This is a genomic window from Lacticaseibacillus hulanensis (genome assembly GCF_004010095.1).
Taxonomy (GTDB): domain Bacteria; phylum Bacillota; class Bacilli; order Lactobacillales; family Lactobacillaceae; genus Lacticaseibacillus; species Lacticaseibacillus hulanensis.
In genome coordinates this window covers 16,881-35,286 of sequence record NZ_RRYD01000005.1, presented here as the reverse complement: position 1 = coordinate 35,286, position 18,406 = coordinate 16,881, and the positions used below count along the sequence as shown (strand labels likewise).

Here is an 18,406-nt window from a genome sequence, read left to right as displayed (position 1 = left end):
CCACACCATAGCCGGCAAAAATTAAGACCCGTCAGGAAGAGCAAAGTTTCCCAGCAGGTCTTAACAATACGTATTAAATTTGTGACCCCAAAAAGCAGATGCGGGGCTGAATTTTTAGGTTGAAGACCCGGTTTTTGGGGCTTCAACCGGCCGCACGGAAAATCCCAACCGCACGGAACGCGCACCGGCCCTGCCCAGTCGCGGCCCCTATACCACTCAGTACTCACTAAGTAAGAACCACTCACGCTGACGAACAGCAATCGCAATTTACGCTTCAGGTTCTTGGCCCCGCCAGCCCGCAATGTCGCTTGGGGCGAAGGCGTAGTCCAGTTTCTTACCGTAAGCCTGCTCGTAAGCGGCACACTTTTGCGCGTAGTCCTGCTTTTGCATGGCCAGGCTTGCAGCACGTACCCCTAGCGATTCGTCCGGGTAAATGGGCGGCAACACGTGAACCGTGTAATGAATAGCGTTGAAATCCTTGGTGACGTGCCGCGCTTCATCCGTCATGCTCACGAACATCGATACCACTGGCACGTTAAACCGCGCGGCGTAATAGTAAGCGCCACGCTGCATCGGCCTAGGCTTGCGGTAGTTAAACCACATCTCCTGCTCTGGATATATCAGCACCCAGCCGTGGTCTGCCAGGTTAGACTGAATTAGTTTGGGAAACTCGCGGCCCATCCATTCGCGGTTACTGCTAATCGGCAGCGTGTCCCCGTAGTTCATCAGGTAGCCGAGAATCCCGGTCATCTTGAGGTTGGTTAATTGGCTGACGATGTGCAGCCGGTGCCCCCGTGCCGCACTGCGCACGAAGAGATTTTCGATTGGCGAAAAGTGGTTGCTGGTCACAATTGCGCCACTTTTTACCCGCGCCAGGTTGTCCATCCCCGTAAAGGTGACCGAATGCCCCACCCACGCAGCCGTTACGTCCAGCATTTTTCGCGTAATCAACGTATTAATACGAAATGCCGCTGTGGTGCGGCGCTGTTGATACTTAAGTAGTTCTTGCTTGGCCTCAGCCGCAGTTAATTCCGGATCACCAGGTTCTACCTTCGCGTTTAAGGTCGAGTCGGCCACCGCACGGGCAATATTTGCAATTGTTTGCTCGTGTTTTCCATGCAGGATTTGATCTGCAATACTCACAGACGAACCTCCCCCGTTGCCTGCTGAATCTTAGCAAACGATGCGGGCTGGTCCGTGATTATCTCCGCACGTGCCACCATGTTACTCATGTGCTTATCATCAAGTGCCGCGTCGGCTTCAGAGAACTCTTCACGCTGCTGCATGAGCTGGTCTGCGTACGGTGTTTGCTTGGCGTAAATCCAGAAATCATCGCCATTTGGTACTTCAACATAGTGCCAAGGTTTCTTGAACAGGTTGTAGTGTACCAGTTTAACGTCATAACTTGGTGCGACTTCCTGAACGTTCCAGCTTAGTGGTAGGTGCACCATCTGGTCGTGCGCGATTGCGTTCAGATAGTCCTGATCAGGTGCAATGCTGTTGAACTTGTACTTATTCAGCATGTCCACAAAATGGCCCGCAAAATTAGCCTGTCGCATCTTGGCAAGGTTCATCACCAGCACACCAGAGTTGACGTAATCGGTGGCGGGCACGCCGACTGAGCGTTCAGCGTACTGCGACATGATTTTGTCCTTCGCAATAAATGGATCACACGCTGCGGCAACCAAACTGTCAGAAACATCGGTGGCGAACAGGTTCGCAATGTCATCAAGCACGATGACGTCCGCATCCAGATACAGCCCCTTATCGTACTGCGGGAACATTTCCGCGATGAATAGCCGGTAATAAATCGTGAGTGTAAAGTAATCCGCGCGGAGCTTGTTGTTATCATCGGCGAGGCAGGCCTTAATTTGGTCCGCCATCGGGAGCAATTCAACCCCCACGTTGTCGGTTGCCAGTTGCTTTAGCCGTTCCTGGTTCGCCGCCTGCAGCCCCTGGTTGAGCACAATGACCTTGTATTGCTTCTTGGGGTCAGAGTTTGCAATAAGTGACTGCACCGCAACCGCCAAACTAGCCGCGTAGTGATCATCCACCGCAAAAAAGATTGGCATTGCTTCTGCTTCGTTAATCATAAAAAATTCTCCTTTAACTCTGGCATGCACCCACGCACACCGGACTCTGGACAAGACATAGTCCCTTCAGCACAATCAGTGAGTAGATTGGCCGACCTTAGTTTTAATTTCTTCGTATTCGCCTAAGACATCATCGTATTCGTGCAGGTGCAAGTCGCTGTGCACCCGGTCGACTTCCCAAGGCTTAACCGAAAGTGTGTGCACCCATGGGAAAAACCGAAAACTGGTGGTGAAATGCTGAAAAACGGTGTTCCGGTGCAACCGCCGCTGCTCATTGTAGCGCCTTGGTGCCAGCCGCTTCGTATCTGCCAGCTTGTTGAGGGCAGACTGATCCGGCATAAACATTTTGACGGTCGCACAAACATTGCGGCAGCGTTCGAACAGTTCCGTCTTGCGAATCTGGGGCATGTTCATGAGCATCATCCCCGAGTTCACGTAATCAAGCGCGCGCAGCTGGCTGTGGAAGAACCACTTACCGTAATGGTCGAGCACGCCAACGAATTCCGTCCCGGTCATGTCCTGGTCGTAGAAATGCTGGGGACTTTCGCGACAAATAATGTCCGTGTCCAGATAAAGCAGCCGCTCAGGAAGTTCCGGCACCAAATCACTGTACAGCCGCAGCATGCAGTAAGGCGTAAACATAGTGTCCAGGTTGGCAACGGGCGGATTGGCATTGAAAATATCGGTAATATCAAATAGTTCGGCACTACTGAGCGGGTTCACCTTCTGCAGCTGAGTTTGCACTAGGTCAACGGCGTCCTGACTGAGGGCCGCAAACTGACGGCTTGGCGCCTTGATGCTTGCCGTCAGTGCATAAACGTGGATTGGTCCTTTTATGTGTTTAGTTAAACTAAGCGTCGAAATCAGCATCCCGTCAGCCATATTCGCATCGCCACAATACAGAATGTTCATTTTTATCTCCCCTTTGCTGCACAATACTGCGCGCATTTTCTACTTAGGTTCGTAATGTACGTATTCGTACGTATTCTGAGCGCGTGCCCGTTTGACCATCGCCGCATGCACCTGCGCTTCAAGGATTGCTTGACTCTCCTTGCGTGGCTTCGTGGTGTCCGGCCAAAACGGGCCATCCAAATCAACCGTTATCCGCGGTTTGCTGCTGGCGAGGCGCCGCTGATACGTCGTGGTCATGGCAAAAACCGGTGCGTTATTTGCAACCGGATAATGTATGCTGCCCTTTGCAAATGGCCGAATCATCGTCGCATACGGCCACACATGCGCTTCCGGATATATTGTCACCGCATCGCCATTTTGCACGCGCACCCCAAGCTCCTTGTTGAAGGCCGCCAGCTGATGCAAGTTGCTGGGCAGAATGAGCGCACCGCCCAATTTTAGGTAGCGGCCGAGAACGGGTACACCCAAATTTGCGGGTGCGCCCACCGTGCTTGCATGCCGTTTGCCGGCCATCAGCATCGGCACAAACACATCCCCAACCGGCTGCGTGTGGTTTCCGTAAAGAAACACACCGCCACTAATCCGCCGCAATTTGTCAGCGCCCCGCACGTGTACGTGTAGCAACAACCGGCAATAGAGCCCGCCAAGCAATTTCGCGAGGTAATAGACAACTCGCGCTGCCACTGGCTTAGATTGACGCCACGTGTAATCGGATGGCAACGTGCGCTTCTGGTCACCGCTTGCTACTTGATCAGAATCAAAATCTGAATAGTATCGCACGCGTTCTTGGCCCATAACCGCACCCCCTTATTTCCGCTTTACACGATTTTTTTGAGTAAGCACTCAATCTGTTCTTTATCGAAAATTATAGACTATTTTTCACGTAAATCAAGTGAACCAAATTCGCTGATACCCCAAAACTCGGGTACTTGCTGGCGAATATTGACTTGGCAACGCACCTCGCTGCACAGCGCGGCCGACTGGTAAATCGTACCAACTTCATTAATGGATTGTGCCGTCTTGAATAAACCGTTTTCATTGCCGCCTTCACTGTAGTAGCATTAAGTTAGACGGATAATCCGAATTCTGATGGGAGGCGTAATTATGGCGGAGCATTACAGCTACGGTGGCAAAAGCTACGAACTGGTGACGACGGCCACCAGCATGGCGCTTGATTCGAAGGGTGTGAAAATGGCAGTGTTTCGTGTTGCCGGCAATCAGACTTATTTCACCATGCCGCTGACGGACTTTCTGCAGAAAATGGGTGTGATGGGTCAACACATCACACCCCGTGAAGTTACCCTCTTTCGCAAGCGTTTTGTCGTGCGCACTGACACATACGCCGTCCGCAAGTTCAGTAAAAAGGCTGGGGCAGAAGTATATTTTCCCGCCCGGCCCTACGCTGATGGTCACTTCGACAAGACCAAACCTGAGCCACTCACAGACTCAGTTATCCGCGCACACCTGACGGGCAGGCAACCAATCGGCGTGTACCCACTGCTGAAAAATGACACCACCAATCTACTCGCCATTGCAGTTGATAATCCGGGCTGGCAAACACGCATGCACACGCTGCTGGCAGTCTGTGCCGCAAACGACTTGCCCGTGCTCGTGGAGCAAAATCAGCTGGGCACTGGCGGCCACCTGTGGCTGTTTTTTGCTCACGCCCAAAAAGCGTGGCGGGCCCGCCGCCTCGGTGAAGCAATTATTGCCGCCGCGATGCGCGAAGACGAAGCAATCGACTGGCCACTTTTCGACCGCATCTGGCCTAACCAAGATTTAGCACCACAAACCGGTCCGGGTAATGTCATCGCCGCCCCGCTTTCCGGCAGGGACTTAGCGACTGGCGGCAGCGCGTTCCTTGATGAACAGTTGCGCGTCCTGCCTGACCAGTGGGAAGCTCTGTCTAATGTCGGCCTGGTTTCGGACGACATGCTCGCTCACGCGTTAATGCAAATGAGCAAAACTGACACCGAGTTTAGCGCGCAGCAAGTTGATGCTAACAATCGCAGCACGGAATCGCTCAACGCCCTGCGCGCAATCACAGCACCTTTGACAATAAATGCGGGCAATGAATTGCAAATAGCTACGCAGCAACTAGCACCAGCAGAGTTCCACGCACTGCGCACGCTCGGCGCTTTCCCCAATCCAGAATTCACAAGGCGCGAGCGACTTCGCCTGTCCACATATCGAATTCCGCGCTACATCAGCCTTGAACACCACACGCGAGCAACGCTGTCCCTCCCGCGCGGCATCCTGCAGACCATTATCAATAACGTGCCCAATAGCCAAACTACTGACACCACTACACTTGGTCACCCCATCAGTGCACGCCTCACGCGCCAACTAAGTAACGAACAGCAGCACGCCCATGACGCAATGCTCGCGCAAAGTTCGGGAATCATGGTCGCTCGCCCCGGGTTTGGTAAAACAATTGTCGCCGCCAGCATGATTGCAAGCCTGGGCGTCAGCACGTTGATTCTGGTACAGAGCAAAACCCTTGCCGAACAGTGGCGCGATGAGTTGGGCAAACTATTGACGATTGAAACCAAGCCGTACATTGTTGAACACACCAACACTGGTAGATTACGAAAAAAAGATGTGATTGGCCGGTTATTCGGCGCCAAAGATAACCGCAGCGGTGTAATTGACGTGGCCACGCTGCAAACCCTGAAAAATCGCCGCGACCTCAGCAATGTTTTTGCCGATTACGGCCTAGTGATTGTGGACGAAACACACAGTATTCCCGCCTTAACGTACGATGCCGTGTTCAAGCAGATTACGTGCAACTACCTTTACGGATTATCCGCCACCACGCATCGCCGCGATGGTATGGATAATGTACTACAGTTGCGCTTCGGTGATATCGGATACCGCAGTTCCAAAGTTGCCGCGAGTGTTGATCAACTAAAACGGCAATACACTCCGCGCTGCACAAGCTTTGGCGCACACCATCCGGCCTTATTAACCGCACCCGTCGAGCAAATTCTAAATGCATTAGCGACTAACGCGCCACGGAACGACGCAATTATTGAAGACATCCAGCGTGGGCTGAACGCTGGCAGGCATATTTTGTTATTGACCCGCCGCACCAAACACATTGAAGTGCTGGCCGACTTGCTGGCTGCAAAGACCAGTGCGCCAATTTTCAAACTGTCCGGCCAGCAGAAAAATCACGTAAACAAAGAAGTGTTAAGTAGTTTGCGCGCATGCACGAAACCATACGTCGTCCTCGCAATCGGCAGCTATGCAGGTGATAGCTTCGACGTCGCATCACTAGATACCTTAATTCTGGCAATGCCTATCTCCTGGCACGGAACGTTGGAGCAGTATTTGGGTCACCTGCACAAAATGCTGACAAGCAAAACCAAAATCAGCGTGATAGATTACGTCGACGTGATTATCCCCGCACTTGCGAGTATGTATCACAGCCGCGAGCGCACCTACAAGGAGCTTCACTACGAACTCGAACCGGATCAGCACCCACTGCCCAATCTGAAATATTTCCCGGGAAATTATCGGGCAAATATGGCTGTCGATTTACGCAATGCCAAAGAAAAAATCATCATCACCGGCAGCACAATTGCGACCACGCTGCTCAACATGATTCCAAGTCGCGACGTGCACGCCACAATCATTACAAACACCACTAGTGTGATTCCACCTGTCGACGAAAAGCACATCAGCGTCGTGCGTACAGACAGCGACTTGCCCGATTGCGTTTTTCTGGATAACCAAGTGCTGTGGTATTACCCATCACGGAGCATTGATTACGATTCGGGAAATGCAGTGCGTCTGAACGACAAAGATGCAACACAGACAACCCTCGCCAAAATAGAAAGCGGAATGCAACTTTCACTGAATGTCCCATAATGAACCAGCCCCATGCAATAACGCTGTCCGGCATCGTCAGTGGTTTTGGAGTTAGTGTGTACTGCGTGGTATAGGGGCCGCGACTGGGCGGGGCCGGTGCGCGTTCCGTGCGGCTGGGATTTTCCGTGCGGCCGGTTGAAGCCCCAAAAGCGGGGTCTTCAACCTAAAAATTCAGCCCCGCATCTGTTTTTTGGGGTCACAAACTTAATACGTGTTGTTAAGATCCGCTGGGGAAGCATTGCTCCGCCTGGCGGGTCTTAATTTTTGCCGGCTATGGTGTGGAGAAGCCCGATGCAAAAACCGCACCGGTCTTCTCTCACCATAGTTTTCACAGGAAAATCCCAGCCGCACTACACGCGCACCGGCCCCACCCAGTCTCTACGACGTGGTTAAAAGAAAATCTGGCTGATAGGTCTCAACAGAATTGGAAAACTGTAATACCTGAATTTTCCACACTTTACGTCGTTTATGTGGTTCAGTAACACGGGTAACTAAGGTACATACTACTGTCCAGCGGAGCGTTGTGGGGTTTGGCCGGAGGGTCCGGGCTGGGTCTCGGGTGTGCCGCCCAGCCGTGGCAACAAGAATAGAGGTTGTGACGACCGCGCTTTTTGCGGTTGGCACAACCTCTATTCTTGTGGGAAAAATTTAGATTTGTGTGAGGAGCATTCAGGATTTGGGCACGAGATAGAACAAACGGTGACATACAAAGCATCGTACGAGTTAGATTCAGACTGCGACGATGCAAAGCTAAATTTTTAGTCTGGAGACGGCGCTTTTCCGGCTCCAGACGACCGCCACAGCGTCCACGGCGAAGCACACCCGAGGCCCAGCCCGGACCCGGAGGCCAAACCCCACAATGCGGAGCTCCCACTGGTGTAGGAATCAGGTCATGCCCTTACTGCTTGGCAACCTTCTTTTTATCAAGCAGGTTCAACAAGATGCCGATGATGACGACGACCAAGCAGGCAATGTAAACCCCGTGCAGCGCGTTAAACAGAATGTGCCGCAACGTCGGAACAACGTTTGCCGGCAACTGGCTGACCGTGTGCGGATTGATAAGCTTGTTCATCATCGCGGTGTGCACGCCGCTGCTCGCAGCCACACCTTTACCGACTTGGACGTTGAAAATCATACCGAAAATGGCCACCATCACAGTTTGGCCGAGGGTCCGGCTCAACGTATTGAAGCTAGTCGCGACCCCAATCTTGTCTTGTTCAACCGCGGCCTGCGAGCTAACCGTAGTCGTCGTGATTGCAATCCCAAAACCGCTACCCAGAACTGCGGAAATCAGGAGGAAAAATGCAAACGGCGTGCTTGCCGGCACAATCGCCAGCACCGCAATCCCCACTAGGATAATCCCCAGTGAGAAAACAAGCACCCGTTGCGGCCGCATCGTGACAATCATGCGCCCGGCAACGAACGACCCGACTACCCACAGCAGGCTGCTGGGAGTGACCGCGAATCCACCCATGGATGCATCTAGACCCAAAATGCCCTGCATCCACATCGGCATGTACACTTCATGACCCATAACAATCCCCGAAACCAGCGCCGCCAAGACGTTTTGAATCGTGAACGTGCGTGAGCTGAACAAATCGAGGCTGATGATCGGGTCTTGTGCCCGCTTCTCTTGGCGGATAAACAACGCGAGGCTGGCGGCGGCCAGAACAAGCATCGCCGCGAAAATGAATATCCCGTTTTTACTATCCAGCAGCTGAAATCCGGAAAGCATGAACAGTAACGTCAGTGCCAGATAGATGGTACCAGCAAAGTCCACTGGTGCCTTAGTTTTAACGTAATGTTCCTGCAAGTAGATCACCGTTAGCAACATCGTCACTAGGCCAATGGGAACGTTGAGGAAAAAGACCCAGTGCCAGGAAAGCTTGTCCACGATGAAGCCCCCGATTAACGGCGCAACCACCGCGGCAATCCCCCAGGCCGATCCGTTCAGGCCAAGCACCTTTGCCCGTTTTTCGATGGGATAAATATCCGCAATAATCGTGAAGGTCACGGGCATGATTCCACCCGCGCCAATCCCCTGAAGCGCACGGAACAGAATCAGCATCGGCATCGACTCTGACAGGCCACTCATTAGTGATCCCAAGATAAATAATGCCAGGCCAATCAGCAGCACCGGCTTGCGGCCAATCCGGTCAGCCATTTTCCCATAAATTGGCGTTGCCATCGCACTGGTGAGTAAGTACATCGTGAACACCCAGTTCATGAGTTTCACCCCGTGCAGGGAGCCCACAATTGTTGGCATTGCCGTGCTGACAATTGTCCCCTCAATCGCCGTCATGAACGTCGCAATGAAAATTGTGATGGTCATGACCGTAACATTGGTCTGCTTTTGCTTTTTCGTATTAGTTTGGTTCATTTGTTAGTTTTACTCCTCTTTTGAATCAACGGCGTGTATCCCCACCAACTTAGTCGATTCCTTAAGCGCACTTGGGCGTAAAAAAAGAGACAACTAAATAAGTTGCCTCCCATACCAATCGATCACTATTTAAGCAATTGCTTCAGTGTGTCAACCTTGTCGAGGTGTTCCCATGGCAAGTCAACATCTGTGCGGCCGAAGTGACCATAAGCCGCAGTTTGTTCATATATTGGCCGGCGCAAGTTCAGCATTTCGATAATGCCTGCCGGGCGCAAATCGAAGTTGTCGCGAATTGCATCGACAATCTTCTCTTCTGCAATTTTATTGGTGCCAAAAGTGTTAACTGAAATTGATACCGGCCGCGCAACACCAATTGCGTACGCTAGTTGAACTTCAATCTTCGTGGCTAAACCAGCCGCAACGACGTTCTTGGCAATGTACCGTGCTGCATATGATGCAGACCGGTCAACCTTGGTCGCGTCCTTCCCGGAGAAGGCACCACCACCATGGCGTGCGTACGAACCGTACGTGTCCACGATGACCTTGCGCCCGGTCAAACCAGCATCGGCTGCTGGCCCACCGAGAACAAAACGGCCGGTTGGGTTCACGAGAATCTTGGTGTTGTCATCTAGCAGCTTGGCCGGAATGACCTTGCGCACGATTTGTTCCTCAACGTCCGTGCGAATCTGATCAAGCGTGACGTCTGGGTCGTGCTGCGTGGACAAAACAATCGTGTCCACACGTACCGGCTTTTCGTTATCGTCATACTCAACGGTAACCTGGGCCTTGGCGTCGGGACGCAGGTATGTCAGTGTCCCATCGTGGCGCAATTTTGCGGTGCGCCGCATCAAAGCGTGTGCCAAGGCTACTGGCAGTGGCATGAGTTCGGGCGTTTCATCAACAGCAAACCCAAACATCATCCCCTGATCGCCCGCCCCAATCTTATCAAGTGGGTCGGTGTCGGCATCGCGCGCTTCGAGGGATTCATCAACCCCCTGCGCAATGTCTGGTGACTGTTCATCAAGTGCAACTAGAACCGCAACGGAATCGGGATCAAACCCACTTTCCTTGGTGTAGCCAATGCGGCGAATAGTTCCACGGACAATTCCCTGAATGTCAACGTAGGCGGTCGTCGAAATTTCGCCGACAACCAGCACCAAGCCGGTCGTAACGGTTGTTTCGCAAGCCACACGTGCCATTGGATCTTGTTTCAAAATCGCATCGAGAATTGCGTCGCTGATCTGGTCAGCGACCTTATCCGGGTGGCCCTCAGAGACGGACTCGGACGTAAATAAGTGTCGTTCCTGCATGAAAATATGTTTCCCCCTTCGATTGTCGGTTACAAGGCAAACCAGAACACTGAGCAAAGTAATGCTGTTCAATTTAGCAGCAACATTAATAAATCTCTGCTTTGTGCGTCTGGCCCCATCGGGAATTCTTTGCAACTAATATATCCTAACATACTTATAGGGGTGTTTTGCAAAACATTTTGAAACAGCCGTCGTTTTCTAGTAGAGTGGTGGTATCGGGCTGGAGCTCGGCAAGGGTGCCCACAACATCGGTCAACTTTGCATGGCCCAGCCGTCTATTTGCAGAAATAACACATTCGGAGATACGTTATGCTTAAAAGCTACGAAAAAATTATGAGCACCGCCGCTGTTGCCCTCGGTGCACTAACCATCCCACTCCTTAATTTTGGCGCCGGTGCGACCACTTGGGGCCTGCAGCTGACTGCATTGGTCCTGCTTGCACTACTTGTTGCCGCAATGAACATGCAGTGGCGGGAAAAATGGCTACTAGTAGCGGCGGCGATTCTTGCGGTGATTGGCAGTTCCGCGAACTGGATGCTGCTCCCACTGGCGGCCGCACAAGTGCTACTCGCCCTCTTAGTCACGACCCAGGCGATGCCCGCACCACTCCGCGCAACCGCAATGATTGGCCAGGCCGCATTCCTCCAGGTACTGCTCACCATGGCCGGCAGCCAAATCCTGTCGCACTCATTCTTACTTCAGCTATTATTCACAGCCATACCATTTATCGTGGCGTCGTGGAGCGGCAAAATGCCAATCTGGCTTACCGCCGTCCTCGTTGTCGGTCTGGCCGTTGCTGGCTATTTCACCCAAACCTTAACGCTCCTGGTTGCCCTCGTAATCATTATCCTGGCGCTCTTACCAATCCGTTCCGCTGACCGCATGCCCGCTTGGTATTGGGCCATTGCGTTTCCCATCGCTCAGGTAGTCCTGCAACTAAGCCTACTGCACGGGTAAATAAACGTCATGCAAGTTGGGGCGTGTTTATATAGAGGAGTTTAAATGAAACTAACAAAAAATCAGGCGAACTTCGCCCTTACCCTCACCGCCATTATCTGGGGCGCGGGTTACATATTTTCCAAACAGGCAACGAACGCGCACATGCCTGCCGGACTCATCAACGGTATCCGTGGTCTAATCTACGCAGTTCTGGTTGGCGTCTTCTTCCCCAAGATACTGCGGAACATGACCAAGAAAGAATTCAAGATTGGCCTCATTGCCGGGCTCATTAACCTGGCCGCATACCAGCTGCAGACTGTGGGCCTGATTTACACAACTCCCGGGAATAACGCCTTTCTAACCGCAATTTACGTAGTCTTGATTCCCTTCATCATGTGGATTGTTTTCCACGACGCACCGGCACCGAAAAGCTATCTGGCCATAACAATCTGTGTGCTTGGCATGCTGATTCTAACCGGTGTCTTCCAGCATGGCCTCACGATGCACTATGGTGACCTGCTCGTCATCGCTTCAGCCTTCTTATACGCTGTCCAAATTGTCTACTTCGGGTCGGTTGCGGCCACCATCAACCCCTGGATTGTCGCATTCATGCTGGGAGCTGTCCAGGGAATCGGCGGGATGCTGTGGTCCTTTGCAGTCGAGCGTGGCGGGTACGGTGCAATCAATTGGCACGCTGCCATTGCGCCGGTTCTTATCCTCGGCGTTGTTTCCTCGTTTGGCGCGCAAAGCCTACAACTGATCGGCCAAAAGTTCACGGATCCAACCCCGGCTGGACTCATTATGATGACCGAATCAGTTTTTGGTAGTCTGTTCTCCGTATTGTTCGGCTTCGAACCGTTCACCACCAATCTGCTTTTTGGTGGTCTGCTCATCCTAATCGCAATCTTGATTATGCAACTAGACTTCCGCAAACTCTTCCTGCAACGTCACGTCAAACACGATTAATTAGGCAACATCTGAAAAGCAAATAGCACCCAAAACTCGCAGTAAGAGTTTTGGGTGCTATTTTGATGCTTCGCCCTTTAGTCCGTTCAACCAAAAGCATCATTTGATTGCAAAAAAATAGGCCACCAATGATGGCCTATTCCTATTAAATTAAAGTACGCGCTTAGCAAAGCTTGGCTTGAAGTATGAACTGATTGTCTGAATCTGAACATCAGAACCGGTGTGTGGTGCCACAATGTACTGGCCACCACCAATGTAGATGGCAACGTGGTAAACACCAGAGTTCGAACCATTAGAACTCCAGAAGATCAGGTCGCCAGTCTGCAGGGAACCAAGTGATACCTGGCTACCCTTGTAAGACTGAGTGCGAGAGTTACCGGACATGTCCATGCCGATAGCATTCTTGAAGACGTAGCTGACAAAGCCACTGCAGTCAAAGGAGCTTGGACCCTTGGCGCCGTATTCGTAAGGCTTACCAAGTTGCTGACGGGCAGTCTTAATCACTGCGGCAACCTTAGCAGCACGACTGGCACTAGAGGTAGTGGTCGTCTTCTTAACAACTGGCGCAACCTTAGGGGTAACCTTCTTAGCTACCGTCTTCTTAGGAGCAGGAGTTGCCGCTGGAGTTGTCTTCTTAACAGCTGGTGCTGGCGTTGTCGCCTTAGGAGCAGTTGCTTCAGAAGAGGAACTTGAAGAACTTGCGGTCGTCGCTGTCTTGGTTGCAGCTGGAGCTGAAGATGAGGTTGCGGCTGATGAAGAATCTTCGTCAGTCTTGGTGGTCGTAGCTGGTGCTACATCATCATCGTCTTCAGTAGTAGTTGTGGTGGTTGTATCTGTGCTGTCAGTGTCAGCAGCATCTGCATCAGTATCATCTGCAGTATCGGTGTCAGCACTAGTTGCATCGGCATCTTCATCCGTTGGCACACCGTTTTCGGTGAACTGGTAATTAGTTACACCGTAGTAGTTGAGCACAGATGTGATGGCCTCAATGTCGCCAGCAGAAGCATTGCCAACCTCGAATGAGTACTTGCTGCCAGCATCCTTCGTGAAGGTGTAACCCTTCGCCTTGATTGCTGCTTCAAATGATTCGTTCGCGGTCAAATCCGCAACCTTAACTAAAGTTACAGCACTATCGTCAAGGCCAGATGCAGTAACTGCAGCCTGAATGGCACTCTTTGTAGCATCACTTGCTTTTGCAGGAATCGTTACGACAAGCTTGCTACTACCATCTGCCGCCGTCTTAACTGCAACAGTGGCACCAAGTTCTTTAACCGTAGCGGACAGCTTAGCCTTCTTGGCCGCAACAGTAGTAGTTGTGGTTGTTGCTTTGCTGCTTGTCGTCGTAGTAGCCTTGGTTGCGTTAGAAGAAGAAGCGGCGCTTGCCTGACTCTTCTTAGCCTCTGCAACATCGGTCTTGGTGGCCTTAGTGGACTTGTTTGGATCCAGGTTGTAAGAAGCTGTCTTACCATCAGATTCCTTCACTGTAGCAACGGCAGTGCTACCAGTACCCGTGAAGGTCAGCTTGTTACCAGCATAAATCAAATCTGCCTTAGCGATGTGGTTGATTTCAGCCAGACGCTCTGCAGTTGTGTTAATGCCGGTATCTTTCAGGGCCTGGGCAATCGTGCCCAATGTGTCGCCCCACTTGATTGTGTAAGTCGTTTTGTCCGTTGCAGTCTTAATCTGGTCGGCAATTTCACTAACAGAACGTGTCTTCCAGGTTGCAGCTGAAACGTCACTGGCGTTGCTGCCAAGAGTAATCACACCAGCAGCCATTGCCAGTGTGGTAACACCCATGGTCATCCATCCCTTGTGCGTCTTGAAGAGCTTTACCCGGCGGGACTCATCCCGGTTTAGTCGTACTTGTTTACGTGTTTCTTTCATATCTACGTAATCCTCCGTATACCGTACCAACTTGGCCTCCGATTAAATGCTTCAACTGACACACCGTGTGTCACACTGGTGGAATCACCGGCCAAAAACTTTACGAATCCAAAAGCCACTTTAAGCTTTATTAAACTGTTTAAGGCAATTGTACACCGTTAGTGTTACAAAGTTATTACAAAGCAGTCAAACTACGTTTACGGAAATGCCCGATAGTCGGCGTTTACCACCGAAAAAACGTTCGTGACAAAACGGTTACTTCCCGTTCCGTAAGCGTTTGACGAGTTGGTCGAGCTTTTTTTTAGTCTCAGTCCAATCAGTGTTGTCAATTTCGATTGCAATATTTTTTAATTCATGTGGCATGGTCAAATCACGTGCATGCTCTTTGCTGCCGATACGCTTAGCAATCATTTTGGGATTATCTCCCCGAATCTGCATGCGCTCCTTCAATTGAGCGTGATTCTGCACGGTCATGAACAAGATCGCCGCTTGCTCACCCAATTTTTCAGCGTAGGTTATGGCGCCAAGCGTTTCCAGCACAATAGTTGCAATTGGACCATGCGCCCAGGCTTGCTGCAGTGCTTCCACCGAGGAACCATATTTATATCCAGAATATTCAACGCGCTCGAGATAATGGTTACGTTCGAATGACTCGTCGGTTTCGAAATAGTAATCAACGCCGTTTTGCTCGTTAACGCGCGCCGGCCTGGTAGTGTGCGTCAACACCCGCTTTAAGCCGTACTCCTGCAGCAGATATTTTTGCACCGTCGTTTTACCAGTACCCGCAGCACCGGTAATTACAATCACCTTGTTCTGGTTCAATGCTAGTTCCTCCATGACTTGATCGATGTTTACAGAATAACATTCTTTTTCGGCCGTGGGCACAACATTTAGGTGACTGAATGTTGGCGGATTTATCAAACAGTATCTTATATAAGAAAGCGGCTAGCAACTTTGCGCTTTGCCCGCCGCGTTAAGTTGCTCTAAGCGCTAAAACCTTGCGAGCCTTCTGCATTTTTTATTTTCAACTGAACAAACACACATAGTGATTTTTTCGGAAGCGGCTGCGGGCAGCACCCTCCGCGTTAAGTTGCTCTGTGCGCTAAAGCGCTTAGAGCAACTAAAAATGGAGGCACACCGACGATTGGTGTGCCTCCATGTGAAGACGAGTTAGTTAGTAATCTTAAAGGCGAACCCCAAAGTCTGGAGTGTAGCCGCTGATGGATTGCGTCTTAACAACGGAACCCGTGTGTGGTGCGTGAACGAACATGCCACCACCAATGTAAATCCCAACGTGGTGTACTGGTGAACCGAAGAACACCAGGTCGCCAGGCTGAAGCTGACTTACGGAAATGCGTGTGCCCATGGTTGCTTGTGCAGCGGATGAGTGTGGCAGGGATACGCCAACCTTGGCGTAGGCCCACATTACAAGACCGGAGCAGTCGTATGCGCTAGGACCAGCTGCGCCCCACACGTATGGCTTGCCTTGCTGGGAAAGTGCTGCAGCAATTGCGCTACCGTAAGACTTGTTTGCGTCAGCAACATTATTGTTAACTGCGGCAATCGGAGTAGCCTTACCACTTGTAGTAGTCTTGTTAGCCGTCTTAACAACCTTGGCTTCAGAAGCCTTAGATGCGGCTGCAGCTTGTGCTGCGGCTGCCTGTTTTGCGGCCTTAGCGTTAAGCTTAGCCAGAACATCCTTGTTGTCAGCCAGAATCTTGGTTAGCTTCTCGCTTTGCTTCTTGGAATTCTTCTGCAGGGTTACGAGCTTGCTCTTGTCAGTGACCAGATCAGCGCGCGTGTCTTCCAGGGTCTTCTCAGCAGCCTTCTGGTCATCCTGCATGCTTGCAAGCTTGTCCTTGGCATCCTTAACGGCGTCAAGTGCATCCTTGTTAGACTGGTTCAGCTTCGTAACCGTAGTCCCACGGGAAATTAAATCGGACAGGTTCTTGGAGTTGAGCAGGAAGTCGATGAAGATGCTACCAGTTACGGAGTCGCCAGCTTCTTTCTGAAGGGAAACGAGCTGCTTCTTCATGGCATCTTTACGAGCTGCCAATTCCTGCTTTTCTTTGTTGATGTCACCATCAAGCTTAGCAATCTTAGCCTTGGTGGCATCAATCTTGCTGTCGGCCTTCTTGATTGCGGCGTCCTTTGCGCTTACCTGATCAGCCAGTTTGCTGTACTTAGCATCCTGGGCTTCAATCTGCGCCATAATATCGTTGTTCTTCTTGGTTACTTCAGCTTTAGTCACCGCGGAAACTGGTGCGATGTTGGCACTGAATGTGGAACCAAGTGTAAGTGCTGCAACTGCAGCGATAAATAACTTGCTCGTCTTCACTAATCGTCACTCCTGTGTTTTCTCTCTTAACTAACTGTGACTAAGGTTACCACCTGAACATTACAGCCCCGTTACGTGTCAATTACCGTCTGATACCAAGGATGTTAACGGATTAGTTAAATAAATCTATAAAATTCGGATGATATTAATAATTTAATACTTATGCCCAATTTTGGCTGATTAATTTAAGTCCACACAAACGCCCATGTTTAAGGATTGATTAACTTTCGGACGTTATTTATGCACCGAAATCACACCGGAAATCGCCCTGAATATTAATTTAACAATATTTCAAAGAAAGCGAGCGGTAACATTGCAACATATCAAATTGCAACATTACCGCCCGCTTCGTTCGTGTTTTAGTCGGTCACATGGACTAAGAAGTACTTTTTCTTGCCTCGACGAACAATGACAAACTTGCCATCAAAATGGTTCTTCGGGTTAACTACGAACTCAATATCGGTAATCCGTTCACCATTAATACTAATCGCACCATTAGTCACATCTTCGCGTGCCTGACGCCGTGATTTTTCGATTCCTGTAACATCAACGAGAAATTCAACGATGTTCTTCTCCTCTGACGTTGCGGTTGCACTTGGCACGCTCGCAAAACCCTGCTCAATTTCACTCGTTGTCAGATCAGCTACATCACCAGAGAACAGCGCTGCGCTGATTGCTTCTGCTTCATCCACTGCGGCCTGGCCGTGAACAAAGGCAGTTACTTCTTCAGCTAGGCGCCGCTGCGCTGCCCGCTTTTGTGGCTGGTCCTTCGTCTGCTGAACCAAATCCGCAATTTCATCTTTACTCAAGAAGGTGAAGAACTTAAGGAACTTCTCGACGTCGGCGTCATCCTGGTTGAACCAGAACTGGTAAAACTCGTACGGTGTGGTCTTCTTCGGGTCCAACCACACGGCCCCGCCAGCAGATTTGCCGAACTTAGTCCCATCGCTCTTAAGCATAAGTGGGTTAGTCAACCCGAACACCTTGGCGTCTGGACCCTCCGTGCGGTGAATCAGGTCAATTCCGGCCGTAATGTTGCCCCACTGGTCAGCACCACCAATTTGCAATTGAACCCCGTGTTCCCGGTAAAGGGTCAGGAAGTCGACTGACTGTAAAATTTGGTAGGTGAATTCAGTGTAACTAATCCCCGTCTCCAAGCGGCTGGCAACAACTTCCTTGGCGAGCATGGAGTTAACCGAGAACAGTTTCCCGAAGTCACGCAAGAATTCAAGCATGCTGTACTTGCTCTGCCAGTCGTAGTTGTTCACAATCGTGAAGTTTTCCGTACCAAAAAGCTTAATCATTTGGTCGGTAAGCTTCTTTTCGTTTTCGTGAATTACGTCCATCGATTGCAAGACACGTTCACTGTTACGACCAGATGGGTCACCAATCGAGCCCGTTGCGCCACCAATCAAAATTACCGGGTGGTGCCCAAACTGCTGGAATCGTTTGAGAATCATGAACGGAATCAAGTGACCAACATGGAGCGAATCACCCGTTGGATCGGTACCACAGTATACGGAAATTGACTGGTCCTTAGTCAGTTTGCGCAAACCATCTTCATCTGTCATTTGGTTTAACGCGCCACGCCAATCTAGCTCGTCAATAATATTGTCTGCCATTATGTTTCCTCCTAATAATTTGGTTACGCTTGTTAGTTATCCAGATGTGTATAAGTCACCGTGCCTGATGATTAGCTGCGCAATACCTT

13 protein-coding genes are annotated in these 18,406 nt (G+C 50.9%); 3 read left to right on the top strand and 10 right to left on the bottom strand.

Going from position 1 to position 18,406, the window contains the following annotated elements; all coding sequences use genetic code 11:
* Positions 1 to 267 precede the first annotated feature (267 nt).
* From EKN00_RS02175 to EKN00_RS02160, 4 genes are all read right to left on the bottom strand, one after another.
* Positions 268 to 1,143 (bottom strand): lysophospholipid acyltransferase family protein, encoded by an 876-nt coding sequence (locus EKN00_RS02175; protein WP_127848508.1) that lies wholly within the window; start codon positions 1,141 to 1,143, stop codon positions 268 to 270.
* The gene (locus EKN00_RS02170) at positions 1,140 to 2,093 is read right to left on the bottom strand and encodes a glycosyltransferase family 8 protein (protein ID WP_127848507.1); all 954 of its coding nucleotides are present in this window, start codon (positions 2,091 to 2,093) and stop codon (positions 1,140 to 1,142) included. The genes EKN00_RS02175 and EKN00_RS02170 overlap by 4 nt, the downstream gene beginning before the upstream one ends.
* A gap of 75 nt (positions 2,094 to 2,168) precedes the next feature.
* The gene (locus EKN00_RS02165; RefSeq protein WP_206611256.1) at positions 2,169 to 3,011 is read right to left on the bottom strand and encodes a glycosyltransferase; all 843 of its coding nucleotides are present in this window, start codon (positions 3,009 to 3,011) and stop codon (positions 2,169 to 2,171) included.
* Positions 3,012 to 3,044: 33 nt separating this feature from the next.
* Positions 3,045 to 3,800, bottom strand: a complete 756-nt coding sequence (locus EKN00_RS02160; protein WP_127848505.1) for a 1-acyl-sn-glycerol-3-phosphate acyltransferase — start codon at positions 3,798 to 3,800, stop codon at positions 3,045 to 3,047.
* Positions 3,801 to 4,109: 309 nt separating this feature from the next.
* On the opposite strand from EKN00_RS02160, the gene EKN00_RS02155 reads away from it, so the two are divergent.
* Positions 4,110 to 6,878 (top strand): TOTE conflict system archaeo-eukaryotic primase domain-containing protein, encoded by a 2,769-nt coding sequence (locus tag EKN00_RS02155; RefSeq protein WP_164847992.1) that lies wholly within the window; start codon positions 4,110 to 4,112, stop codon positions 6,876 to 6,878.
* 898 nt (positions 6,879 to 7,776) lie between these two features.
* On the opposite strand, the gene EKN00_RS02150 is transcribed toward EKN00_RS02155, so the two are convergent.
* On the bottom strand, positions 7,777 to 9,258 hold the full coding sequence (locus EKN00_RS02150; RefSeq protein WP_127848503.1) for an MDR family MFS transporter: 1,482 nt from the start codon (positions 9,256 to 9,258) through the stop codon (positions 7,777 to 7,779).
* Positions 9,259 to 9,383: 125 nt separating this feature from the next.
* Complete coding sequence (metK, locus tag EKN00_RS02145; RefSeq protein ID WP_127848502.1) at positions 9,384 to 10,568, bottom strand: methionine adenosyltransferase; 1,185 nt, start codon at positions 10,566 to 10,568, stop codon at positions 9,384 to 9,386.
* Between the two features lie 309 nt (positions 10,569 to 10,877).
* Here metK and EKN00_RS02140 point away from each other — a divergent pair, with 309 nt between their 5' ends.
* On the top strand, positions 10,878 to 11,525 hold the full coding sequence (locus tag EKN00_RS02140) for a hypothetical protein (RefSeq protein ID WP_127848501.1): 648 nt from the start codon (positions 10,878 to 10,880) through the stop codon (positions 11,523 to 11,525).
* Positions 11,526 to 11,570: 45 nt separating this feature from the next.
* The gene (locus EKN00_RS02135; RefSeq protein ID WP_127848500.1) at positions 11,571 to 12,473 is read left to right on the top strand and encodes a DMT family transporter; all 903 of its coding nucleotides are present in this window, start codon (positions 11,571 to 11,573) and stop codon (positions 12,471 to 12,473) included.
* 150 nt (positions 12,474 to 12,623) lie between these two features.
* Here EKN00_RS02135 and EKN00_RS02130 read toward each other — a convergent pair whose 3' ends face one another.
* The 4 genes from EKN00_RS02130 to tyrS all read right to left on the bottom strand — a co-directional run bounded on the left by EKN00_RS02130 (position 12,624) and on the right by tyrS (position 18,317).
* Positions 12,624 to 14,357 (bottom strand): NlpC/P60 family protein, encoded by a 1,734-nt coding sequence (locus tag EKN00_RS02130; protein WP_127848499.1) that lies wholly within the window; start codon positions 14,355 to 14,357, stop codon positions 12,624 to 12,626.
* 255 nt (positions 14,358 to 14,612) lie between these two features.
* The gene (locus EKN00_RS02125) at positions 14,613 to 15,179 is read right to left on the bottom strand and encodes a guanylate kinase (protein ID WP_127848498.1); all 567 of its coding nucleotides are present in this window, start codon (positions 15,177 to 15,179) and stop codon (positions 14,613 to 14,615) included.
* Positions 15,180 to 15,540: 361 nt separating this feature from the next.
* Positions 15,541 to 16,695, bottom strand: a complete 1,155-nt coding sequence (locus tag EKN00_RS02120; protein ID WP_127848497.1) for a C40 family peptidase — start codon at positions 16,693 to 16,695, stop codon at positions 15,541 to 15,543.
* 359 nt (positions 16,696 to 17,054) lie between these two features.
* Entirely contained in the window at positions 17,055 to 18,317 is a 1,263-nt protein-coding gene (gene tyrS / locus EKN00_RS02115) for a tyrosine--tRNA ligase (RefSeq protein ID WP_127848496.1), read from the bottom strand.
* Positions 18,318 to 18,406 lie beyond the last annotated feature (89 nt).